At 57.0% G+C, this 14,595-nt stretch carries 13 protein-coding genes; 6 read left to right on the top strand and 7 right to left on the bottom strand.

The window, feature by feature from the left end; genetic code table 11:
• Positions 1-132: 132 nt before the first annotated feature.
• From B9Y90_RS23060 to B9Y90_RS23040, 5 genes are all read right to left on the bottom strand, one after another.
• Positions 133-1,422 carry a rhodanese-like domain-containing protein gene (locus B9Y90_RS23060; protein ID WP_085542754.1) on the bottom strand — a complete coding sequence of 430 codons (1,290 nt, stop codon included), beginning with the start codon at positions 1,420-1,422 and terminating at the stop codon, positions 133-135.
• Positions 1,423-1,506: 84 nt separating this feature from the next.
• A complete protein-coding gene (locus B9Y90_RS23055; protein WP_085542753.1) occupies positions 1,507-2,130 on the bottom strand; it encodes an ATP-binding cassette domain-containing protein in 624 nt (207 codons plus the stop codon).
• Positions 2,130-3,704, bottom strand: a complete 1,575-nt coding sequence (locus tag B9Y90_RS23050; protein ID WP_085542752.1) for an ABC transporter permease — start codon at positions 3,702-3,704, stop codon at positions 2,130-2,132. Before B9Y90_RS23050 ends, B9Y90_RS23055 begins: the two co-directional genes overlap by 1 nt.
• Positions 3,701-4,858, bottom strand: a complete 1,158-nt coding sequence (locus B9Y90_RS23045) for an ABC transporter substrate-binding protein (RefSeq protein WP_139827466.1) — start codon at positions 4,856-4,858, stop codon at positions 3,701-3,703. The genes B9Y90_RS23050 and B9Y90_RS23045 overlap by 4 nt, the downstream gene beginning before the upstream one ends.
• 51 nt (positions 4,859-4,909) lie before the next feature.
• On the bottom strand, positions 4,910-5,578 hold the full coding sequence (locus B9Y90_RS23040; RefSeq protein WP_441302666.1) for a TVP38/TMEM64 family protein: 669 nt from the start codon (positions 5,576-5,578) through the stop codon (positions 4,910-4,912).
• Between the two features lie 201 nt (positions 5,579-5,779).
• Between B9Y90_RS23040 and B9Y90_RS23035 the strand changes: the two genes are divergently transcribed.
• Complete coding sequence (locus B9Y90_RS23035; protein ID WP_085542750.1) at positions 5,780-6,208, top strand: organic hydroperoxide resistance protein; 429 nt, start codon at positions 5,780-5,782, stop codon at positions 6,206-6,208.
• Between the two features lie 31 nt (positions 6,209-6,239).
• Here the strand turns inward: B9Y90_RS23035 and B9Y90_RS23030 are convergent, their stop codons facing one another.
• The gene (locus B9Y90_RS23030; protein ID WP_085542749.1) at positions 6,240-6,908 is read right to left on the bottom strand and encodes a TVP38/TMEM64 family protein; all 669 of its coding nucleotides are present in this window, start codon (positions 6,906-6,908) and stop codon (positions 6,240-6,242) included.
• 78 nt (positions 6,909-6,986) lie between these two features.
• The gene (gene xthA / locus B9Y90_RS23025; protein ID WP_039292300.1) at positions 6,987-7,793 is read right to left on the bottom strand and encodes an exodeoxyribonuclease III; all 807 of its coding nucleotides are present in this window, start codon (positions 7,791-7,793) and stop codon (positions 6,987-6,989) included.
• Between the two features lie 443 nt (positions 7,794-8,236).
• Here xthA and B9Y90_RS23020 point away from each other — a divergent pair, with 443 nt between their 5' ends.
• Genes B9Y90_RS23020 through astE form a run of 5 tightly spaced genes read left to right on the top strand, consistent with a single transcriptional unit; the run spans position 8,237 to position 14,267 of the window.
• The gene (locus tag B9Y90_RS23020) at positions 8,237-9,457 is read left to right on the top strand and encodes an aspartate aminotransferase family protein (protein WP_039292303.1); all 1,221 of its coding nucleotides are present in this window, start codon (positions 8,237-8,239) and stop codon (positions 9,455-9,457) included.
• Positions 9,454-10,488 (top strand): arginine N-succinyltransferase, encoded by a 1,035-nt coding sequence (astA, locus tag B9Y90_RS23015; protein ID WP_085542748.1) that lies wholly within the window; start codon positions 9,454-9,456, stop codon positions 10,486-10,488. The genes B9Y90_RS23020 and astA overlap by 4 nt, the downstream gene beginning before the upstream one ends.
• Positions 10,485-11,963 carry a succinylglutamate-semialdehyde dehydrogenase gene (astD, locus tag B9Y90_RS23010; protein WP_085542747.1) on the top strand — a complete coding sequence of 493 codons (1,479 nt, stop codon included), beginning with the start codon at positions 10,485-10,487 and terminating at the stop codon, positions 11,961-11,963. Before astA ends, astD begins: the two co-directional genes overlap by 4 nt.
• Positions 11,960-13,291 carry an N-succinylarginine dihydrolase gene (gene astB / locus B9Y90_RS23005; protein ID WP_085542746.1) on the top strand — a complete coding sequence of 444 codons (1,332 nt, stop codon included), beginning with the start codon at positions 11,960-11,962 and terminating at the stop codon, positions 13,289-13,291. The genes astD and astB overlap by 4 nt, the downstream gene beginning before the upstream one ends.
• Before the next feature lie 10 nt (positions 13,292-13,301).
• Positions 13,302-14,267, top strand: a complete 966-nt coding sequence (astE, locus tag B9Y90_RS23000) for a succinylglutamate desuccinylase (protein ID WP_085542745.1) — start codon at positions 13,302-13,304, stop codon at positions 14,265-14,267.
• Positions 14,268-14,595 lie beyond the last annotated feature (328 nt).

Raw genomic sequence — 14,595 nt, 5'->3', positions numbered from 1 at the left:
GCTGGTGACCATCCTGAATGCAATGCTTCGGGATAATAAAGAATGGGTGACGACATAGCGCCACCCTTGACTTTAAACACAGCTGCTCTCCCTTTTAGGGTTAGGGTGAGGGGCGTGATCCTCAAGCGAGCATCAGTTCGGTTTACGCTCACCGCTAACGACAGGATTTTTAGGATCCGCACTCCATTCGTACCAGCCGCCGTCATACAAGCCAACGTTCTTCCAGCCCATTGCCCGCGCGTACATCAGCGTTTCGGAGGCGCGCCAGCCGGTACCGCAGTAGAAGGCCACGTGCTGATCCGGCAAGATATTCCAACTTTTCCACATTGCGGCGATGTCGTCCCCGGTACGCATGGTGCCGTCCGGGTTATGGAAGTCTTCCATATGCGTGGAGTCAGATCCTGCATGACCCCAGCGGGCACCCGCAATCTCGCCTTTGGGCTTAATGTAGCTGTACCCGCTGGTGGTGCCGATAAATTCCGGCCAGGAACGAATGCTGACCAGAGACGCATCTTTGCGATGCAGCAGCGCGCGCGCCTGTTCCATGTCCAGCATCAGTTGAGGCTGGCCGGGGATCGGGGCGCCGAAGTCGGGGGCTGGCGTCGGTTGTGCAGGCAGGCCGCGTTCAACGGGCAAATCAGCTGCGCTCCACGTTGTCCATCCTCCGTCGAGCAGACGGACGTCTTTCACGCCAGCGTACAGCATGATCGCCGCCACGCGCGCCGCGGCGTAAACGTCCCGACCATACAAAATGACGGTCGTATCGTGCCGGATGCCGTGCTTCGCCAGCATGGTTTTTAGCTTATCGTCGGACACTTTGTTCCACAGCGGCTCGCTCTCCACCTCTTCGGTATTGATGTAGCCCGCGCCGGGAATATGACTGAGCAGGTATTTTTTCGGCGCGCCCCAGCCCGCTTCAATCACTTTCCAGTCTCCGCCAGGCGCTGCGGTGACCGGTTTTTTATTCTGTAAATCATGGATCCATTGCGGGTATACGAGCTGCTCAAAATGCGCCAGCTTTTGCAGACGGGAAGGATCCTGCAGGGCGTCGGTCAGCATTGAAATCTGCGTAAACCCCAGCTTTTCTAAGCGAGCTTCCACGGCCCGAGCGTCGTCACCGTAAAGCGCTACTAATCCAGATTTGTTCAGCTGATGTTGCTTAGCCCACGTTGAAAGCTGTTCATCGCTCATTAGCGTCAGCCAGGAGGCTGAGAGATTCAATGCGGCGGGTTCATGGCCGCCGCTGCCGTTTACGGTCTGCGGCCAGCCGTTGTAAAACGCGCTTGGGCGAGTATCAATCACGGCACCGTTTTCGGCTTTTACGCTGGAGAGGTTCATTTCAGTGGGCATCGCGGCGGCAAAAGTGATCTGGGACAGCCCGGCCAGCAGCAGGGCGGTGGTTAGCTGAGAAACACGTTTCATCTAATAACCTGAAGGATAGCAAAAGAGCCGTAAGTTTAGTCCTCGCTTGAGGGGGCTTCTTTGCGATATCTCATGTTCGATGGGTTAAAGCCGGATAACCTGTCCGCTGGGGGGAATATCTTGCTCATCGTGAGTGACCAGCACCACCGGCAACCCGAGTAGTTTTGCTTTTTGCCAGACAAATTCCCGAAACCCCTGACGAAGCGGCAGGTCGAGGCGGGAAAAGGGCTCATCGAGCAATAAGGCTTCAGGTTCAGCCAGCAGGGCGCGAAGGACGCTGATGCGCGCGCGTTCCCCGCCGGAGAGCGTAGCTGGATCTCTGTGGGCATAGCTGGCCAGCCCGGCGCTTTCCAGCACCTCCGCGACAGCACGCTGCCGCAGCGAGCGCCCAACGACGGAGGCGGGCATCGCCATCAGCAGATTTTGCCCAACGCTGAGGTGAGGAAACAACAGCGCGTCCTGGAATAAAATGCCGATACGGCGCTGTTCAACGGGTAGAGACGTCAGGCTGCGCTGGTTAAGCTGCAGCATGCCCTGTGCGCTAAACTCCGGGGCTAAGTCACCGATCATCCAGTTCAGTAACGTCGATTTACCCACGCCAGACGGGCCCATCAGCGTAACAATCTCACCCGGCGCAACGTCAAAGCTGATATCCGCCAGCAGCGGTTCGCCGTTGCGGGAGAGGGAACAATTTCGCACGCTGAGCATTAGCGTAATCCTTTTCTGTGAGTGCCAGCCAGGCGGCTAACCGAGATTGTGGCGATAAATACGGCCATCGGCAGCAGCATTTGTAGCAATGCCTGCAGAGCGAACTGCTGGGGATCGCCGCCGCTGCTGAGCGCCACAGCTTCCGTTGTGACGGTGGCAAACCTGCCCGCCCCGACATAAAGAGTAGGCAAATACTGTGCGACGCTGACGGAAAAACCGACGGCCAGCGCCGCCAGTACAGGCCTAGTGACCAATGGCAGCTGGACGAGGCAGAGAATTTTCCACGCCGACCAGCCGAAAGTTCGCGCCGTCAGCACCAGGCGAGCGTCGATCCTCTGCCAGGCCGGGGCCAGGATCAACAGCGTATAAGGCAGGACCCACAGCAAATGGCTCCAGATAAGCGCGGCCCAGCGTCCTTCCATGTTCAGCCTGAGCAGCAGTTGATACTGCCCGGTGGCCAGCGGCAGCGCAGGCAGCAGCAGCGGTAGATACAGCCAGCGATCGTAGCGGCGCGGGCAGCCCCTGAGCCACAATATGGTCACGATTAGCGCGAGCAAAGCGCTGATAAATCCGGCTACAAAACTTGTCCAGACGGGCGTCAGCTCAGCCTGTTGCCAGCCGTTAAGCGTCAGACTTTCAGGGAGTCGTGCCGGGAAAAACCAGCCTTCGGCGAAGGACCAAAGGATGAGTATGGCGATAGCCGTAAAGCCGACCAGGGAAAGTGAACAGGCAGTCATCGCGCCAGCAGAGGACAGATTCAGGGCATAGCGTTTGCCCGAAAAGCACCCGATCCGCCGTTTTATCATTGCCCACGCCAAACGCCCGACAATAACAAAAGCCCCGAGCATCAGCAGCAACAGGCAGGATGCCGCCAGGCCCATATTCTGCCGGGAGATATCGCTGTCCGTTAGCCATTGCCAGGCCAGAACCGCAAAAGTCGGCGGGTTAGCGGGGCCAAGAATCAGCGCGGCATCTACGACTGAAAGGCTATAGGCCGTTACCGCCACTAAAGCCCAACCCAGGCCCGGCAAGAGCTGCTGCACCAGCACATAGAGACGGGATTGTAGCTCGCCGTAGCCGAGCGTTCTGGCGAGTGTTATCTGTTGGCTCATCTGTGCGCTTTGTAGCTGCGAGGCTGAGAACCACAGTAAGAACCAGGCTTCTTTGAGTGCCAGCATGAGGCCGAGGGCAATACCGTAGTTATCCGGCGGCAGAGAGAGATTGAAAAGGCGAGCCAGCCAGCCGCTGTCTGAAAACAGGAAGAAAAAGCCGCTGGCAAGGGCAACGTGCGGCAGGGCCAGCAGCAGCGGCAGACGCTGAAGATAGCGTTGCCAGCGCTCGCCGGGATACAGGGAACAGAGAATAATTAGCGTCAGCAGCAAAGCGCCGCCCACGCTGAGAGTGGTTGATACTAGCGTGGCGATGAAGGCTTCCGGCCACTGTGAGTCCTGCCAAAGGGTAAGCCAGATTTCACCTTGTAGTAATGGCGGTACGATCAGGGCAAGCCCCGGCAGCACTGGCACAAACACCAGTCCCGCAGCCAGTGCTCCGGCATCCGTAAAGCCGCGGCTCATCGCGATCCGTAACGTTCAAGCCAGGCTTGTTCCAGCGCACTGACCCAGGCGGAATGTGGTTCCGCCAGGAAAGGCACCGGATGCTGGCTTTTGGGCACCAGCGCCTCAAATTGTGCTTTTTGCTGTGGCGGCAGCGCCTTGCTGCTCAGCACGCTCGCGTCTCCCCAAACTGCCGGGTCAGCTTTGCGGATTTGCGCCTCGGGGGACATCAGAAAATTAGCCACGATCTGCGCTCCTGCTTTGGCGCTGCTGTTCGCCGGAATAGCGACGAAATGCACGTTGCCCAACATACCAGCACTAAAGCCAAAGGATTCTGCCGACGGCTGGAGCTGGCGGCGAGCGATCAGATTGTCGACGTGCGCCGGGTTGAAGGTCACTGACAGCAGCAGCTCACCGTCGGCCAGCATACGATCCATGCGCGCCGGCGTCGTCGGGAACGTTTTACCTTTTTGCCACAGGAACGGATGAAGCTGGTCAAGGTAACGCCAGAGCGGGACGGTGACTTGCCCGAAGGTGGCGGGATCCGGGGCTGTTTTTAGCGCGGCCGGTTTATCGGTCAAGACAATCAAAAGCTGTTCAAGGAACGCCGTGCCGGTAAAATCGGGCGGGCGAGGGTAGCTCAGCTTGCCGGGATGGGCTTTGGCGAAGGCCAACAGTTGTTCTGCATTTTGCGGGAAGGTTGGCGAGCGTTTTTTATCGCCAATGAACATCAACTGCGCGCTTCCCCAGGGCGCCTCAGCCCCGTCAACCGGTACCGAGAAATCTTCCCGCACAGGTTTTTTAACATCAACATATTGCCAGTTTGGCAGATTTTCGGCCCAGTTCTCGCTGAGCAATCCTGCCTGCTTGAGCACGCTGAAGTTTTCGCCGTTGACCCAAAGCAGGTCCACCGACCCGTTGGTTTTTCTGCCCGCTGCCGCTTCGTTTTGAATACGCCTCACCGCATCGGCCGCGTCCGCCAGCTTTACCACTTTAAGCGTCACGCCATAATGCGTTTTTACTTCATGGCTGACCCAGGCCAGATAGCCGTTAACGGCGGGATCGCCGCCCCAGGCGTTAAAATAAACCGTCTGGCCGTTGGCCTGCTGGCGAATACTCTGCCAGTTTTGGGGCTGGGCGGTGGCGCTAAAGCCGACCAGCGTCAGAGCAAGCATCAGCGCCCGTATGCCAGGTATTAAGCGTTGCAAGAGAAAGTCCTCAGCGTGTTATGGGGCGGTTTGTCTGGCCAGCCAGCGAGCGGCCAGCGGTAATAGCCCTAACAGGGCAAACATCAACATCATGCCGGGGGAGAGAATATCGCCCAGGCTTTGCAGCTGGCTCAGCTGTCTGCCGGTGTTAATGTAGACCATGATGGCGGGCAGCATGCCGAGCAGGCTGATCGCGGCATAGCGCACGACGCCCATAGGCGTCAGGCCCATCAATAAATTCACCAGCACAAAAGGGAAAACCGGGGCGAGCCGCAGGGCAAAGAGGTAATGGCCGCCATCGCGCTGTATGCCCTGATTCACTTTTTCCATCGTGCGTGAGAAGCGGCGCTGCACCCAGTCACGCAGCAGATAACGGCTGATTAGCAGCGCGGCGGTTGCACCGGAGGTCGCTGCCAGGGCGACCAGGACGGTGCCCTGTACCAGACCAAAAATAGCCCCGCCTAACAGCGTGAGCAGGGTGGCACCTGGAATGGAAAAGGCGGCAGTAAGAAAGTAGCAGCCAAAAAAGACCACAATAGCCAGAATCGGTTGCTGTGCATGCCAGTGTGCAAACTCAGCCTGAGAGTGCTTGAGAGCAGACAGGCTAAGCATGCCAGGAGGAAGCAGATACAAAAGCAACCCAGCCATTATGATCAGCAGCGCAAAGAGACCCTTACGCACACCCACCTCTTCTCTTTTGTTTATCCATCTTCATACCGTGCCGCTGCCGTAAAGGCGTGGAGTATAGCGGAGGGGCTGTGGCAGCGTGCTTGAGCCAGGTCATGAAGCGGATACAGAGTTATACATTTTGGCCAGCCGGAGAACATATTGCAGATACATCGCGGCGGTTAAATGGTGGCTCTTCTTACCTACGATTGAGGAATCACCATGTCCAGTAAACTCGAGAAAGTACTTTATACCGCTCATACCACTACCGTTGGCGCACGCAGCGGGCACGGGCGCTCGGACGACGGTAGCCTGGACGTGCAGCTCAGCACGCCGGGGTCTGGCAAACCGGGCACGAATCCGGAACAGCTATTTGCCGTCGGTTATTCTGCCTGTTTTATGGGGGCGATTGGGCTGGCGGGGAAAAAACTGGCTATCCGCATTCCGGAGAAAGCCGACGTGGACGCAAGCGTCTCGCTGGGGAAAGTCGATAATGACAGCCAGTTTGCGCTGGCGGTGACGCTGCTCGTCAGGCTACCGGGGCTGAGCGAAACCGAGCGGGAAGCGTTGCTCGCGACCGCCCACGCCACTTGCCCTTACTCGCGAGCGATTACCGGGAATGTCGAAGTGACGTTACTTTCGCAAGGGTAGCGACAAAACGCCTTCGGATAGCCGGAGGCGTTTAACTTTTTAAACGGGTTCTTTTGATTAGCCAGTGGGACAGCAGCGGCAGCAGGCCAATCAGGGCAAACAGCAACAGCATGGTGGGAGAAATAATGTCCTGCAGACTTTCTATCTGACTAAGCTGGCGGCCAGTGCTGATGTACAGCACGATAGACGGCAGCAGGCCAAGCAGCGTGACTATCGCAAAACGAACGGCGGAAATCGGCGTCAGCCCCATCAGCAGGTTGATGATGGAAAAGGGCAGAACCGGCACCAGGCGCAGGGCAAACAGGCAGTGCGTAATATTGTGCTTAATGCCCTCGTTGATCTTCGCCATGGTGGTTGCAAAGCGCCGCTGTACCCAGTCATGCAAGAAGTAACGGCTTAGCAACATCGCCACGGTTGCGCCGCTGGCAGCAGCCAGGGCGACCAGCACGGTACCTTCGATCAGCCCAAACAGCGCGCCACCCATCAGGGTCATAATACGCGTGCCCGGGATTGAAAGGGCGGAAATCAGGAAATAACCGAGGAAGAAGGCGCTCATCACCAGCGCCGGGCGCTCGGCGTGCCAGAGACTAAGCTGAGCGTGATATTTCTGCAGTGTCGCCAGGCTAAGCGTGCCCGGCGGCAGCAGGACTAACAGCGAGATAACCAGCGTGGCCAGCAGCAAAAACAGGATTTTACGCATTCTGTTCGCGCCTCGTCAGGGTGAAAAACGGCATCTCGCTGTCCTTGTCTGAAGATGTGTCAACCTTCAGTATTTCCCTTACCGCTTAAACTGCGCCCAAACAGGGGCGTGGTCGGACGGTTTTTCCATGCCGCGAATGTCGTAGTCGATCCCGGTTGCCACGCAGTGCGGCGCCAGCCCCTGGCTTGCCAGTAGCAGATCTATCCGCAGGCCACGGTTATCGTCGAAGCCTTTTGAACGGTAATCAAACCACGAGAATTTGTCCTGTGCTTCCGGGTTAGCGTGGCGATAAGTATCCACCAGACCCCAGCCCAACAGGCGAGCCATCCATTCGCGCTCTTCCGGCAGGAACGAACATTTCCCGGTGCGTAACCAGCGCTTGCGGCTATCTTCGCCGATCCCAATGTCGAGATCCGTCGGGCTGATATTCATATCCCCCATGATCAGCACCGGGTTTTCCGGGCGCAGTTCACCCTGCAGGAAGTCCTGCAGATCCTGGTAAAACTTAGTCTTGGCCGGGAATTTGGTTTCATGATCGCGGCTTTCGCCCTGTGGGAAGTAGCCGTTAATCACCGTCAGGTTGCCAAATTCAGACGGGATTTCCGCCATGATAATGCGGCGCTGGGCGTCTTCGTCGTCGGTCGGGAAGCCTTTTCGCACCGCAATTGGCTTCTCTTTGGTCAGCAGCGCCACGCCGTAATGGCCTTTTTGACCGTGATAAAACACGTGATAGCCGAGTTTCTCCACGTCTTCCAGCGGGAACATATCGTCGTGCACTTTGGTTTCCTGCAGACCGATAACGTCCGGCTGATGCTGTTCTACGATGGCTTCAAGCTGATGAGGACGGGCGCGCAGGCCGTTGATATTAAAAGAGACAAATTTCATAGTCGCTGCCAGGTTGTCAGGTTAATTGTTGCAGGATGGTAGCAGAAAACGGCGCAGGTTGCTGCGCTGAAGCTAATCGCTGCCATAGGTGCGACTGGTGGGCAGAAATAAAGCAACATTTGCACCAAAATTGATCTCGATGCGCAAAAAGGGGGCGAAAACGGCAGGCAAATCCCGAAGGCGATCACAATTCCAGCATTATATTTTACCACTGCATAATATTTCTTGTTTTCGTGTCGCGAATCAGGCGGCACGTTAAAACTATGCACTTTTTATTCATTTTATGTGAATGGTGAGTGTTTTTAAGTTATTGATTTTTCGTTTCCCCCTCCGGTTTATGCATTTTATCGCTGGCTGGCACGATGTCTGCAATCTACATTTACAGCGCAAACACTCAATTATTTAACATTTAATAAACTTTTTGTTTACCGTGAGGGGTCGCTATGTCGCAGTCAATTACACGCCAACATTTCGACGAATGGATGATGCCGGTTTATGCCCCTGCGCCTTTTATTCCGGTTCGCGGCGAGGGTTCCACCCTGTGGGATCAGCAGGGAAAAGACTACATCGACTTTGCCGGTGGCATCGCGGTTAACGCCCTGGGGCATGCTCACCCTGAAATGCGCAAAGCGCTGGAGGAGCAGGCGGCAAAATTCTGGCATACCGGCAATGGCTACACCAACGAGCCGGTATTGAAGCTGGCGAAGCAACTCATCGACGCAACCTTTGCGGAGAAAGTGTTCTTCTGTAACTCAGGGGCCGAGGCCAACGAAGCGGCGCTGAAGCTGGCGCGTAAATATGCTCATGATAATTTTGGCGCGCAGAAAAGCGGCATCGTAGCGTTCAAGAATGCGTTCCATGGCCGCACGCTGTTTACCGTCACGGCCGGTGGTCAGCCCGCTTATTCTCAAGATTTTGCGCCTCTGCCGCCGCAGATTAACCACGCGGTGTTTAACGATTTGCAGTCTGCCCGTGAACTGATTAACGACGAAACCTGTGCGGTGATCGTCGAACCTATGCAGGGTGAAGGTGGGGTTGTCCCAGCGACGCCAGAGTTCCTTCAGGGGCTGCGCGAACTTTGCGACAAACATAACGCAGTACTGATTTTTGACGAGGTACAAACCGGCGTGGGCCGCACTGGCTCGCTGTATGCCTACATGCATTATGGCGTGACGCCGGACGTGCTCTCAACGGCCAAAGCGCTGGGCGGTGGCTTCCCGATTGGCGCGCTGCTGACTACCGATCGCTTTGCCAAAGTGATGGTGGTTGGTACCCACGGCACTACCTACGGCGGAAACCCACTGGCATCTGCGGTGGCCGGGCGCGTACTGGAAATCATTAATACACCTGAGGTGCTCAGCGGCGTGAAGCAGCGCCACGACTGGTTTGTTGAGCGCCTGAACCACATTAACCAGAAGCACCAGCTGTTCAGCGAAGTGCGCGGGTTAGGGCTGTTGATTGGCTGTGCGCTGCGCCCTGAACATGCCGGTAAAGCGAAACTTATTCTGCAGGCTGCCGCCCAGGAAGGCCTGATGATGCTGATTGCCGGGGCTAATGTGCTGCGTTTTGCACCTGCACTTATCGTCAGTGAGGCCGAAGTTCAATTGGGCCTGGATCGCTTCGAGCGCGCCTGCGAACGCTTCCTCGCGGGAGTTTCATCATGATGGTCATCCGCCCGATTGAACGAGGCGATTTGCCGGGGCTGCTTAAGCTTGCCGGGAAAACCGGCGGCGGGCTGACCTCGCTCCCCGCCGATGAAAAAACGCTGGCCGACCGAATCGAACGCTCGCTGCAGACCTGGCAGGGCGGGCTGCCGAAGGGCGATCAGGGCTATGTTTTTGTGCTGGAAGATACCAGCAGCGGCCAGATGGTGGGGATTTGCGCCATTGAGGTGGCCGTAGGCCTGAACGATCCCTGGTACAACTACCGGGTCGGGACGCTGGTTCATGCCTCCAAAGAGTTGAATATCTACAACGCGCTGCCGACGCTTTTTCTCACCCACGACCACACCGGGGCAAGCGAGCTTTGCACGCTGTTCCTTGACCCGGCCTGGCGTAAAGAAGGCAACGGGTATCTGTTATCCAAGTCTCGTTTCCTGTTTATGGCGGCCTTCCGCGAGCGGTTCAACGACAAAGTGGTTGCCGAGATGCGCGGGGTAATCGATGAACACGGGCATTCACCGTTCTGGGAAAGCCTTGGGAATCGCTTCTTCTCTATGGAGTTTGCCCGTGCAGACTACTTATGCGGCACCGGGCAGAAAGCTTTTATTGCCGAGCTGATGCCAAAACACCCGATTTATACCGACTTCCTGTCCAAAGAGGCGCAGGCGGTTATCGGCCAGGTGCATCCGCAAACGGCGCCAGCGCGTACCGTGCTTGAAGCCGAAGGATTCCGCTATCGTAATTATGTCGACATCTTCGACGGCGGCCCTACGCTGGAGTGTGATATCGACCGCGTGCGGGCGATCCGCAAGAGCCGCCTGCAAACCGTCGCGGTAGGCCAGCCCGCGACCGACGAACTGCCCGTTTGCCTGGTCGCCAATGAAAATTACTACCAGTTCCGCGTGATGCTGATCAAAGCCGATCCCAAAGGCGATAAACTGGTTATTGATGCTGCAACTGCCGACGCGCTGAAGTGCGCCAGCGGCGATACCGTGCGCGTGGTGCGCCTGTGCCCCGAGGAGAAAAAAGTATGACTAACTGGATCAACGGACAATGGGTGCCGGGCCGTGGCGAAGCGCTGTTAAAACATAACCCGGTGAGTGGCTCGCTGCTGTGGGAAGGGCTGGTGGCGGATAAAGCGCAGGTAGAAGAAGCCTGTCGTGCGGCTCGCTCGGCGTTTCCTGCCTGGGCGAAACGCCCGTTTACGGAACGTCAGGAGATTGTGGAGCGTTTTGCCGGCCTGCTTGAGGCGAATAAAACTGCGCTCGCTGAAACGATTGCTCAGGAAACCGGTAAACCTCGCTGGGAAGCGGCTACTGAAGTGACCGCGATGGTCAATAAGATTGCCATTTCCATTAAGTCTTACCACACCAGAACGGGCGAAACGCACACCGCGATGCCGGACGGAGCGGCGACTTTACGCCATCGTCCTCATGGCGTGCTGGCGGTCTTTGGCCCTTACAACTTCCCGGGTCATTTGCCCAACGGCCATATCGTGCCGGGACTGCTGGCCGGTAATTCCCTGGTGTTTAAACCGAGTGAGTTGACGCCACGCACTGGTGAGCAGGTGATGAAGCTGTGGGAAGAGGCGGGCATACCCGCTGGCGTGCTGAACCTGGTACAGGGCGGACGTGAAACAGGCGAGGCGCTGTCTAATCAGCCGGAGCTTGATGGGCTTCTGTTTACCGGCAGCGCGGGCACCGGCTACCATCTTCATCGCCAGTTTGCCGGGCAGCCGGAGAAGATCCTCGCCCTGGAAATGGGCGGCAACAACCCGCTTATCGTCGAAGATCCGCAGGATATCGACGGAGCCGTGCACGTGGCTATCCAGTCAGCGTTTATTACCGCCGGGCAGCGCTGTACCTGCGCCCGCCGTCTGCTGGTGAAGCAGGGCGAACAGGGGGATGCGTTTATTCGTCGTCTGGTTGAGGTTTCTGCCCGGCTGCAGCCTGGAGAGTGGGACGCTATGCCACAGCCGTTTATCGGCGGGTTGATTTCGGTGCAGGCGGCTGAACGGGTGCTGACCGCGTTCCAGGCCCACGTTGCGCGCGGTGGTAAACCGCTGCTTGAGCCAAAAATGATTCGGCCAGGCACCTCTTTACTGACGCCGGGCATCGTTGAACTCAGCGGCGTGGCAAACGTGCCGGATGAAGAAGTGTTTGGCCCGCTGCTGGCGATTTACCGCTATCACAGCTTTGACGATGCGATTCGGATGGCGAATGACACGCGCTATGGCCTGGCGAGCGGCCTGATTTCACCGTCCCGCGAACAGTTTGACCAGCTTTTACTGGAAGCCAGAGCCGGGATTGTGAACTGGAATAAACCGCTGACCGGGGCTGCCAGCACCGCGCCATTCGGCGGCGTGGGCGCTTCAGGTAACCACCGCGCCAGCGCCTGGTATGCGGCGGATTACTGCGCCTGGCCGATGGCTTCGCTGGAAAGTACGAGCTTCGCGCTACCGCCAACCCTGAGCCCAGGGCTCGATTTCAGCCGCGAGGAGCAGCCATGAAGCGTGCGCGTGAGGCCAACTTCGACGGACTGGTGGGGCTGACCCACCATTACGCCGGGCTGTCGTTTGGCAATGAAGCCTCGACGAAGCACCAGTTCCGCGTGTCTAACCCGAAGCTGGCGGCAAAACAGGGGCTGCTGAAAATGAAAGCGCTGGCGGACGCGGGTTATCCGCAGGGTGTGATTGCTCCACAGGAGCGTCCGAATATCGGTGTGCTCCGTCAGATAGGCTTTAGCGGCAGCGACGAGCAGGTTGTTGAGCGCGCGGCTCGTCAGGCTCCTCAGTTGCTGTCCGCCGCCAGTTCGGCGTCTTCGATGTGGGTGGCCAATGCGGCGACGGTATCACCGTCAGCCGATACGCTGGACGGCAAAGTGCATCTCACCGTCGCCAACCTGAACAATAAATTCCACCGAGCCAGTGAAGCACCGACGACGGAAAACGTGCTGCGGGCGATGTTCCGGGATACCGGGCGTTTTGCCGTGCACGGCGCGCTGCCGCAGGTAGCTCTGTTTGGTGACGAAGGCGCCGCCAACCATAACCGTTTAGGCGGCGAATATGGCGAGCCGGGCGTGCAGCTGTTTGTTTATGGCCGCGAAGACTCGAAAAGCGGGCAGGCTCCGGCCCGCTATCCCGCTCGTCAGACGCTGGAGGCCAGCCAGGCCGTGGCGCGTTTGAATCAGGTACGCTCTGAGCAGGTTATCTTCGCTCAGCAAAACCCGGCGGTGATCGATCAGGGCGTTTTTCATAACGATGTTATCGCGGTCTCTAACCGCGAGGTGCTGTTCTGCCATCAGCATGCGTTTGTGGATCAACAAGGGCTTTATCAGCGTCTGCGCGAAAAAGTGCCTGGCTTTACGGCTCTGGAAGTCCCGGACAATTTGGTTTCGGTTGCTGATACGGTTTCGACCTATCTGTTTAACAGCCAGCTGCTGAGCCGCGCCGAGGGCGGCATGACGCTCGTGCTGCCGGAAGAGTCTCGCCAGCATCCAGGCGTCTGGCGCTACCTTAACCAGCTGCTGGAGGCGGATAACCCTGTCCGTGAATTGCAGGTGTTCGATCTGCGGGAAAGCATGGCTAACGGCGGTGGTCCGGCGTGTTTACGTCTGAGAGTGGTACTGACGGACGAGGAGCTTAAAGCTGTTAATCCGGCGGTGATGATGAACGACACGCTGTTTATGACGCTCAATGGCTGGGTTGATCGCTGGTACCGAGACCGTTTAACCCAGGCTGATTTAGCCGACCCGCAGCTGTTGCGCGAGGGACGCGAAGCGCTGGATGAACTGACGCGCATTCTGGATTTAGGTTCCGTGTACCCGTTCCAGCAATAGGGGAGAAAGCATGATTGATTTTCTGTTGCATACGTTGGCTGGCAAGGCACCTGAACAAACCTCCGGAGAGAATGCTCACCTCAGCTGGCGCTGGTGGGACGAAGGTATTCTGACGTTGACGCCACATGAGACGTCGGGGAAAGCCCTGGTCATATCGGCCGGGATCCACGGCAACGAAACCGCCCCGGTGGAGATCCTTGGCCAGTTGACCAACAGCTTGATCGCGGGACAGCTTCCGCTGCAATGGCGCACGATGATTATTCTGGGCAACCCGGCGGCGCTTCGCGTGGATAAGCGTTATACCCATAGCGACATGAACCGCATGTTTGGCGGGCGCTGGCAGCAGTTTCCTGAAAGCGTGGAAACCCAACGTGCGGCCAGGCTTGAACATGCCCTCGAGCAATTCTGGTCGCGAAGCGAGGAGCAAACCCGCTGGCATCTGGATATGCATACTGCCATTCGTGGCTCTTATCACCCCCGGTTTGGTGTGCTTCCGGCGAGGCCGCTGCCTTATAGCGAGAGCTTCTTAACCTGGCTGGGCTGCGCCGGGCTGCAGGCGCTGGTGTTTCATCAAAAGCCAGGCGGCACCTTTAGCCATTTCAGCAGCGAGCATTTTGGGGCGCTGAGCTGCACGCTGGAGCTGGGAAAAGCCAGGCCGTTTGGGAAGAACGATCTTGGTCAGTTCGCGGTAACTAAAGAAGCCATCTCCGCGTTGTTAAGCGGGGCAGAGCCGCCAGACATGGAGGCTGAGCCGTTGCGTTACCGCGTTGCGCAGCAAATCACCCGACAGTCAGATAAATTTGTGCTGCACATGTCCGGCCAAACGCAGAACTTTACCGCGTTTTCGAAGGGCACGTTGCTGGCAGAAGATGGCGATAAGCGTTATGTCGTTGCTGGCGAAAAAGAGTACGTTTTATTCCCTAACCCGGATGTGGCGCTGGGCCTGAGAGCGGGCTTAATGTTGGAAGAAATTTAAACTTTAAGCAGCTCTGAATAATTGAGCTGCTTAATCATTTCGTGTTGTGCATTTATTTACGGATAATTCCTGGGTACAGGGTTTATTCATCAGGTTGATTGCTGTACACTCTTCATATTGTCTTTATAATCATCGCGTTGTTATATTTCGTTGCATTATTTTCCGCCTTAATCCTTATTTTCTTCATAATTGATGCATTCTTGTTTTATACCCTTTCAATGATTTACGGATGCCACCGTCTCCTTGACGATAAGACTCGTAAACTCATTCTCGTCAACACGACATCGTCGTTTTAAGCGAGTCGTCAATTTAATGAAAAGAGAAGGTT

The organism is Cedecea sp. NFIX57 (genome assembly GCF_900177785.1).
In the GTDB taxonomy this organism is placed as follows: Bacteria; Pseudomonadota; Gammaproteobacteria; order Enterobacterales; family Enterobacteriaceae; genus Cedecea; species Cedecea neteri_C.
Note: the sequence above shows the minus strand (reverse complement) of the source record. Positions and strands in the feature narration are given on the sequence as shown.